The 7120-nt window shown below is 62.7% G+C and carries 7 protein-coding genes; 6 read left to right on the forward strand and 1 reads right to left on the reverse strand.

Annotation, left to right across the window (positions count from 1 at the left end; translation table 11 throughout):
- The 4 genes from glmU to EOA22_RS11515 form a co-directional block, all read left to right on the forward strand.
- The coding region (gene glmU / locus EOA22_RS11500; RefSeq protein WP_245478618.1) for a bifunctional UDP-N-acetylglucosamine diphosphorylase/glucosamine-1-phosphate N-acetyltransferase GlmU at window positions 1-1174 on the forward strand (1174 nt) is incomplete at its 5' end.
- Window positions 1175-1346: 172 nt separating this feature from the next.
- Window positions 1347-3170, forward strand: coding sequence for a glutamine--fructose-6-phosphate transaminase (isomerizing) (gene glmS / locus EOA22_RS11505; RefSeq protein WP_063167904.1), 1824 nt, complete (start codon window positions 1347-1349; stop codon window positions 3168-3170).
- Window positions 3171-3201: 31 nt separating this feature from the next.
- Window positions 3202-3504 (forward strand): HigA family addiction module antitoxin, encoded by a 303-nt coding sequence (locus tag EOA22_RS11510; RefSeq protein ID WP_027161478.1) that lies wholly within the window; start codon window positions 3202-3204, stop codon window positions 3502-3504.
- Between the two features lie 80 nt (window positions 3505-3584).
- On the forward strand, window positions 3585-4340 hold the full coding sequence (locus tag EOA22_RS11515; RefSeq protein ID WP_024503567.1) for a DUF502 domain-containing protein: 756 nt from the start codon (window positions 3585-3587) through the stop codon (window positions 4338-4340).
- Here EOA22_RS11515 and recG read toward each other — a convergent pair.
- The gene (recG, locus tag EOA22_RS11520; protein WP_024503566.1) at window positions 4292-6400 is read right to left on the reverse strand and encodes an ATP-dependent DNA helicase RecG; all 2109 of its coding nucleotides are present in this window, start codon (window positions 6398-6400) and stop codon (window positions 4292-4294) included. The genes EOA22_RS11515 and recG overlap by 49 nt on opposite strands.
- A 92-nt stretch (window positions 6401-6492) precedes the next feature.
- Between recG and EOA22_RS11525 the strand changes: the two genes are divergently transcribed.
- Entirely contained in the window at window positions 6493-6780 is a 288-nt protein-coding gene (locus EOA22_RS11525) for a succinate dehydrogenase assembly factor 2 (RefSeq protein WP_013531907.1), read from the forward strand.
- A gap of 73 nt (window positions 6781-6853) precedes the next feature.
- The coding region (locus EOA22_RS11530; RefSeq protein ID WP_164755369.1) for a hypothetical protein at window positions 6854-7120 on the forward strand (267 nt) is incomplete at its 3' end.

Consider the following 7120-nt stretch of genomic DNA (forward strand, 5'->3'; position numbering starts at 1 on the left):
GCGCAAGGCGGCGGCAAAGTTCGCGCCCAAGGCCGAGACTTTCGTGCAGGAAAAGCGCCTTGGCACCGCGCACGCCGTGCTTGCCGCGCGCGATGCGATATCAAAGGGTTATGACGATATTCTCGTGATGTTTGGGGACACGCCGCTGATCGACGCAGATGCGCTGACCGTGGCGCGGCTGAAACTGGCTGAAGGCGCTGCCGTCGTCGTGATCGGATTCCGTCCGCCCAGTCCGACTGGTTATGGCCGGTTGATCGAAAAGGACGGCAAGCTGATTGCCATCCGCGAGGAGAAGGACTGCTCCGAGGAGGAGAGGAAAATAACCTTCTGCAATGCCGGCATGATGGCGGTGGCCGGCGCCCATGCGCTGGCGCTGCTCGATCAGGTCGGCAACAAGAATGCCAAGGGCGAGTATTATCTCACCGACATTGTCGAGATCGCCAGTGCGCGAGGCCTCGATGTCGTGGCCACCGAAGCCAGTTTCGAAAGCGCGCTCGGCATCAACAACCGCGCCGAACTGGCGCAAGCCGAAGCCATCTGGCAGGCGCGCCGGCGGCATGAGGCGATGCTGTCGGGCGTGACGCTGATCGCGCCGGAGACGGTGTATTTCTCGCACGACACCGAGATCGGCACTGACACGATCGTCGAGCCCCATGTCTGGTTCGGTCCGGGCGTGAAGATTGCCACGGGCGCCAAGGTCCATGCCTTTAGCCATATCGAGGGCGCCACCATTGCGTCCAATTGCGATGTCGGGCCGTACGCGCGGCTGCGGCCGGGCGCCGATCTCAGGAACAAGGCCAAGGTCGGCAATTTCTGCGAGGTCAAGCAGGCGGTTATCGAAGAGGGCGCCAAGGTCAACCATTTGACCTATATCGGCGACGCCCGTGTCGGTGCTGGGGCCAATATCGGCGCCGGCACCATTACCTGCAATTATGACGGCTATTCGAAATTCTTCACCGACATCGGCGAGGGCGCTTTTGTCGGCTCCAATTCGTCGCTGGTGGCGCCTGTCACCATCGGCAAGGGCGGCTACATCGCCTCAGGCAGCGTGATCACCGAAAGCGTGCCCGACGACGCGCTGGCCTTCGGCCGCGCCCGCCAGAAGACCATTCCAGGCAAGGGCAAGGAGTTGCGCGAGCGCTTTGCTTCGGCGGCGGCGGCGAAGAAAAAGTAAGACCAGCCCGCAAACCGAACGATTGCAGTAACCGGATTGCAAGAGCGGCCTGTCATGGTGCATCGACAGAATGAGCGTTCCGTTATACGGGACGAAATGCAATGTGACTTTCCACGGCAGGCTGGCCATCCCTAAATAGCGCTGGTTTTCCGGGGAATCGGGGGCTTTCTGCATGTGCGGTATCGTTGGAATCGTCGGCCACTCGCAGGTTGCGCCGCTCATCGTCGATGCGCTGAAGCGGTTGGAGTACCGTGGCTATGATTCGGCCGGCGTCGCGACCATCGAGCGTGGCGAACTCGCCCGCCGCCGCGCCGAAGGCAAGTTGATCAACCTGGAGCGCCGGCTCAAGGACGAGCCGCTCGATGGCACGATCGGCATCGGCCACACGCGCTGGGCGACGCATGGCGTGCCCAACGAGAGCAATGCGCATCCGCATTTTTCCGACGGCGTCGCCATCGTCCACAACGGCATCATCGAGAATTTCGCCGAACTGCGCGACGAACTGGTCCGCGACGGCTATTCTTTTTCGTCGCAGACCGACACCGAGGTCGTGGCGCATCTGGTGGCCCGCGAACTCGCCAAGGGGCTGAAGCCGGTCGAAGCCGCGCACCAGGCGCTGAAGCGGCTGGAAGGCGCCTTTGCGCTGGCGATCATGTTCAAAGGCGACGAGGATTTGATCGTCGGCGCCCGCAACGGTCCGCCTTTGGCCGTCGGCCATGGCGATGGCGAGATGTTCCTGGGCTCCGACGCCATCGCGCTCGCCCCGTTCACCAATTCGATCACCTATCTGGAAGATGGCGACTGGGCGGTGGTGCGCCGTGGCGGTGTCACCATCTTCGACATTGACGGCACAAAGGTCGACCGCAAACGCCAGCAGTCGCTGTCGACCAGCTTCATGGTCGACAAGGGCAACCGACGCCATTTCATGGAAAAGGAAATCCATGAGCAGCCCGAGGTGATCTCGCACACCTTGGCGCATTACGTGGATTTCGTCTCCGGAGTGTCGAAGCCGCTCGACCTGCCGTTCGACTTCGCCAAAATTGGTCGGCTGGCGATCTCGGCCTGCGGCACGGCGTATCTGGCCGGCCTGATCGGCAAGTACTGGTTCGAGCGCTACGCGCGCCTGCCCGTCGACATCGATGTCGCCTCCGAATTCCGTTACCGCGAAATGCCGCTGTCGAAGAACGATGCGGCGTTTTTCATCTCGCAATCGGGCGAGACCGCCGACACGCTGGCCTCGCTGCGTTATTGCCGCAAAGCCGGCATGAAGATCGGCGCGATCGTCAATGTGCGCGAATCGACCATGGCGCGCGAATCCGACGTCGTGCTGCCGACGCTTGCCGGACCCGAGATCGGCGTCGCCTCGACCAAGGCCTTCACCTGCCAGCTTTCCGTGCTGGCCGCGCTTGCGGTGCGCGCCGGCGTGGCGCGCGGTATGATTTCGAAGGAACAGGAGAAAACCCTGGTGCGCGCGCTTTCGGAAGCGCCGCGCTACGCCAACCAGGTGCTCAAGCTTGAAGAGCAGATCGAGCGGATCGCGCGCGAACTCTCGCGCTACAAGGACGTGCTCTATCTCGGCCGCGACACCAATTTCCCGCTGGCCATGGAAGGCGCGTTGAAACTCAAGGAAATCTCCTACATCCACGCCGAAGGCTATGCAGCCGGCGAACTGAAGCATGGGCCGATCGCGCTGATCGACGAGAACATGCCTGTCATCGTCATCGCGCCGCATGACCGGATCTTCGAGAAAACCGTTTCCAACATGCAGGAAGTGGCGGCGCGCGGCGGCAAGATCATCCTGATCACCGACAGCAAGGGCGCGGCGCAGGTGAGCGTGAAGACGATGGAAACAATCGTGCTGCCGGATGTGCCCGAAATCATCTCGCCGATCATCTATGCGCTGCCGATCCAGATGCTGGCCTATTTCACCGCCGTGTTCATGGGCACCGACGTCGACCAGCCACGCAATCTGGCGAAATCGGTGACGGTGGAATAGGTTTTGCCTTCCAGACCGGAGGTTGGGCCGAATGGCATCGAAGTTCGCACGTCCAGTTCATCCTGGAGAATTCCTGCGTGAAGAATATCTCGTCCCGCTCGGCATGAGTGCAGGCGCGCTGGCGAAAAAGCTCAACCTTCCGCGCACCCGTATCGAACGCATTGCCAAGGAAGAGATCGGCCTGACTCCCGATACCGCTCTTCGCCTCGCCAGATTTTTCAACACCACGCCCGAATTCTGGATGAATTTTCAACAGGCCTATGAGCTTGAAACCGAAGCCAGAAAGCTGGCGCCGGAGCTCGAGAAGATTGAGCCGTTGGAAGTAGCGGCATAATCGGCTCTTTAAAAACTTCGCAGTTCCAAAGCTTCGTCCGGTTCACTAATGTTGCGCTGCAACCCGCGCTCCGGTGAACCATGTCCGACGCTCCCAAGACCTCCGGCATGACCCGGCTGAGGAACTATTTCCTCACGGGCTTCATCGTCTGCGCGCCCTTGGCGATCACCGCCTACATTGCCTGGTCGTTCATCGGCTGGGTCGATTCCTGGGTGAAGCCTTATATTCCGGCCCGCTACAGCCCTGACACCTACCTGTCGTTTCCGGTGCCGGGGTTCGGACTGATCGTGGCGCTTATCCTGATCACGCTGATCGGTTTCCTGACGGCAAACATCGTCGGCCGCGCCATCGTCAATTTCGGCGAGCGCCTGCTTGGCCGCATGCCGCTGGTGCGCGGCATCTACGGCTCGCTGAAACAGATTTTCGAGACCGTGCTGTCGAACAAGGGTGACATGTTCCGCCAGGTCGGGCTGGTCGAATATCCGCGCAAGGGCGTGTGGTCGCTGGTGTTCGTCGCCAGTGAAAAGGAAACCGAGATCAACCAGAAGCTCGACCAGGAAGGCGATCCGCTGATCGCCGTATTCATGCCGTGCACGCCAAACCCGACCACGGGCTTCCTGATGTATGTGCCGAAGTCGGACATCGTGCCGCTCGACATGACGATCGAGGATGGCGCCAAGCTGATCGTCTCCGCCGGTCTGGTGGCGCCCGAAGTAAAGCAAATGGTTGTCGTGAATGGCGAGCCGATCGAAGGGATGCTCGCCAACCCTTCGGTTGCCGCCCTGGCTCAGCCGGCGCGCAGAAGCCGCACGGCTTCGTCGCGACCGAACAAGTAAAGCAGCAGGCGCAACGCCTCACCACGCTGCGATTGCAGCTCCGGATCGCGTGACAGGATCAGCCTGGCATCGTCGCGGGCGGCCTCCAGAAGGTCGGCATGCGCCTCGATGCGAGCCACCTGGAAGCCCGGCGTGCCCGACTGGCGGGTGCCCAGCAATTCGCCTTCGCCGCGCAGCTTCAGGTCCTCCTCGGCGATCAGGAACCCATCCTCGGTCTCGCGCATCACCGACAGCCGGCGTTTTGCGGTCTCGCCGAGCGGGTCCTTGTAGAGCAGCACGCATGAGGAGGGCTTGTCACCGCGTCCGACCCGGCCGCGCAGCTGGTGCAACTGGGCCAGGCCGAAGCGCTCTGCATGCTCGATGACCATGACGGTGGCGTCCGGCACATCGACGCCGACCTCGATGACGGTGGTGGCGATCAGGATGCGTGTCTCGCCCTGCTTGAAGGCGCGCATCGCCTCGTCCTTCTCGGCACCCTTCATGCGGCCGTGAACGAGACCGATGCGATCGCCGAACAATGGTTTCAGCGAGGCGAAGCGGTCTTCGGCCGACATCAGTTTGATCTCTTCGGATTCCTCGACCAGCGGACAGATCCAGTAGATCTTCTGGCCGCCGGCGACGGCGTCCACCATGCGGGCGACCAGTTCGTCGAGCCGCTCGAGCGGCAGCGTAACGGTACGGATCGGCTGGCGGCCGGCCGGTTTTTCCGTCAGTTTCGACACGTCCATGTCACCGAAAGCGGTCAGCACCAGGGTGCGCGGGATAGGAGTGGCCGTCATCACCAACATGTCTGGCGCGTCGCCCTTGGCGGTGATGGCAAGCCGCTGATGGACGCCGAAACGATGCTGCTCGTCGATGACGGCGAAGACGAGGTCTTTGAAGGTGACGGTCTCCTGGAACAGCGCGTGGGTGCCGACGACGATGTCGATCTCGCCGGTTGCCAGGCCGACCAGCGTATCCGCGCGTTCGCGGCCCTTCTCGCGACCGGTGAGGATGGCGATGCGAAGCCCTACCTTGGCGGCAAGCGGCGTGATGGTCGCAAGATGCTGGCGCGCCAGGATTTCGGTCGGTGCCATCAAGGCTGCCTGGCCGCCGGCCTCGACGGCACGCGCCATGGCCAGCAGCGCGACGACAGTCTTGCCGGAACCGACATCGCCCTGCAGAAGCCGCAGCATGCGCTCTGGGTCGGCGAGGTCGGCATTGATTTCGGCCAGCGCAAACTCCTGGCTTGATGTCAGCGAATAGGACAGTGCGGCCCGCAGTTTTTCGACGATGCGGCCGTCGCCGACCAGGGGTCGCCCGGACAGCCTGCGGACTTTCGCTCGCACCAGCGCCAGCGAGACCTGGCCCGCCAGCAACTCGTCATAGGCGAGCCGCCGCCAGGCGGCACCATCGATGGAGACGTCAATCGGGTCGGCCGGATTGTGGATGCGGGCAAGCGCATCGCCAAAGGCCGCAAAGGTGTGCCGCCGCATGAAGGCGCCGTCCTGCCATTCGGGAAATTCAGGCACGCGCGTCAGCGCCTGGCCGATCGCCCGGCGCAGCACCTTGCCCGAGAGCCCGGCTGTCAGAGGATAGACCGGTTCGACCAGCGGCAGGTTTTCCGCTTCGCTGGCCAGCGCAATATGGTCGGGGTGGACCATGCTCGGGCGGCCGTTGAACCATTCCATGCGGCCCGAGACCACGACATGCTCGCCCTCGGGCATCGCCTTTTCGAGATAGGAGGCGTGAGCATGGAAGAAGGTCAGCGCGATCTCTCCGGTATCGTCATGGGCGAAGACCCGGTAGGGCACCGACCTGTTGCCACGCGGTGGCGGCTGGTGGCGGTCGATGCGCACATCGAGCGTGACGATCTGGCCTTCCGCGGATCCCGCGATACCAGGCCGACTGCGCCGGTCGATGACGGTGTGCGGCAGCACGAACAGAAGATCGCCGGCACGCGCCGCGCGGTCGCCGAGATCGGCCGGAACAACCTTCTCGATCAGCGCGCCGACTTTCGGTCCGACGCCTGCAAGCGACGTAATCGGGACAAACAAGGGATCGAGGATGGTCGGGCGCATGATGTCAGCTTATGTTGCGACGGCGGCAGCGCAAGGCTGACAGCCCCTTCTATCCACGCTATATGCGCCGCAGCAAGCAAGGATGCGGTACGATGACCGGAACGACGAGATCAAGCGAGGGGCTGGACGTGCGCCGCCGCAAGCTTCTGTTTCGCTCCTGGCATCGCGGCATGCGCGAGATGGACCTGATCCTCGGCACTTTCGCCGACGCTGAGATCGGCGTCTTGACCAACGAGGAAATCGACCAATATGAGAGGCTCCTCGACATTCCCGATACCGAATTCCTGCCCATGGTCACCGGCGAACGCCCGGTTCCGGCCGATATCGATTGTGCCGTCCTGCGAAAGATCCTGGCTTTCCGCCGCTCTCTGACATTCTGAACACAAGCAATTCCAGGAAAAGTAACGAAGCGGTTTTCCGTTCGGAATTGCGATGAAACAAGACCGTGATTTCATGAGCCTCATTCCCACCATCGGTCTGCCGAAAGGCCGCGCCGGTCAGTTCATCGTCGATGGCGTCGCCGACGGCTACGAAGCCTTTGCGCTGGTGCAGGCGGCGCTCGAGATCGCGCCCGACAAGCCGGTTCTGTTCGTCGCGCGCGACGGTCAGCGCCTGCCGGCGATCATCGAGGCATTGTCCTTCGCGGCCCCCGGCCTGCCGGTGCTGGAACTGCCGGCCTGGGATTGCTTGCCCTACGACCGCGTCTCGCCCGGCTCCGAT

The organism is Mesorhizobium sp. M7A.F.Ca.US.014.04.1.1 (genome assembly GCF_003998745.1).
Taxonomy (GTDB): Bacteria; Pseudomonadota; Alphaproteobacteria; order Rhizobiales; family Rhizobiaceae; genus Mesorhizobium; species Mesorhizobium ciceri.

Excerpts from the sequence above, each read along its gene's own strand:
- EOA22_RS11525 (WP_013531907.1), top strand. The coding sequence starts at position 6,493 with ATGACCGGAACGACGAGATCAAGCGAGGGGCTGGACGTGCGCCGCCGC.
- EOA22_RS11515 (WP_024503567.1), top strand. The coding sequence starts at position 3,585 with ATGTCCGACGCTCCCAAGACCTCCGGCATGACCCGGCTGAGGAACTAT.
- glmS (WP_063167904.1), top strand. The coding sequence starts at position 1,347 with ATGTGCGGTATCGTTGGAATCGTCGGCCACTCGCAGGTTGCGCCGCTC.
- recG (WP_024503566.1), bottom strand. The coding sequence starts at position 6,400 with ATGCGCCCGACCATCCTCGATCCCTTGTTTGTCCCGATTACGTCGCTT.
- EOA22_RS11510 (WP_027161478.1), top strand. The coding sequence starts at position 3,202 with ATGGCATCGAAGTTCGCACGTCCAGTTCATCCTGGAGAATTCCTGCGT.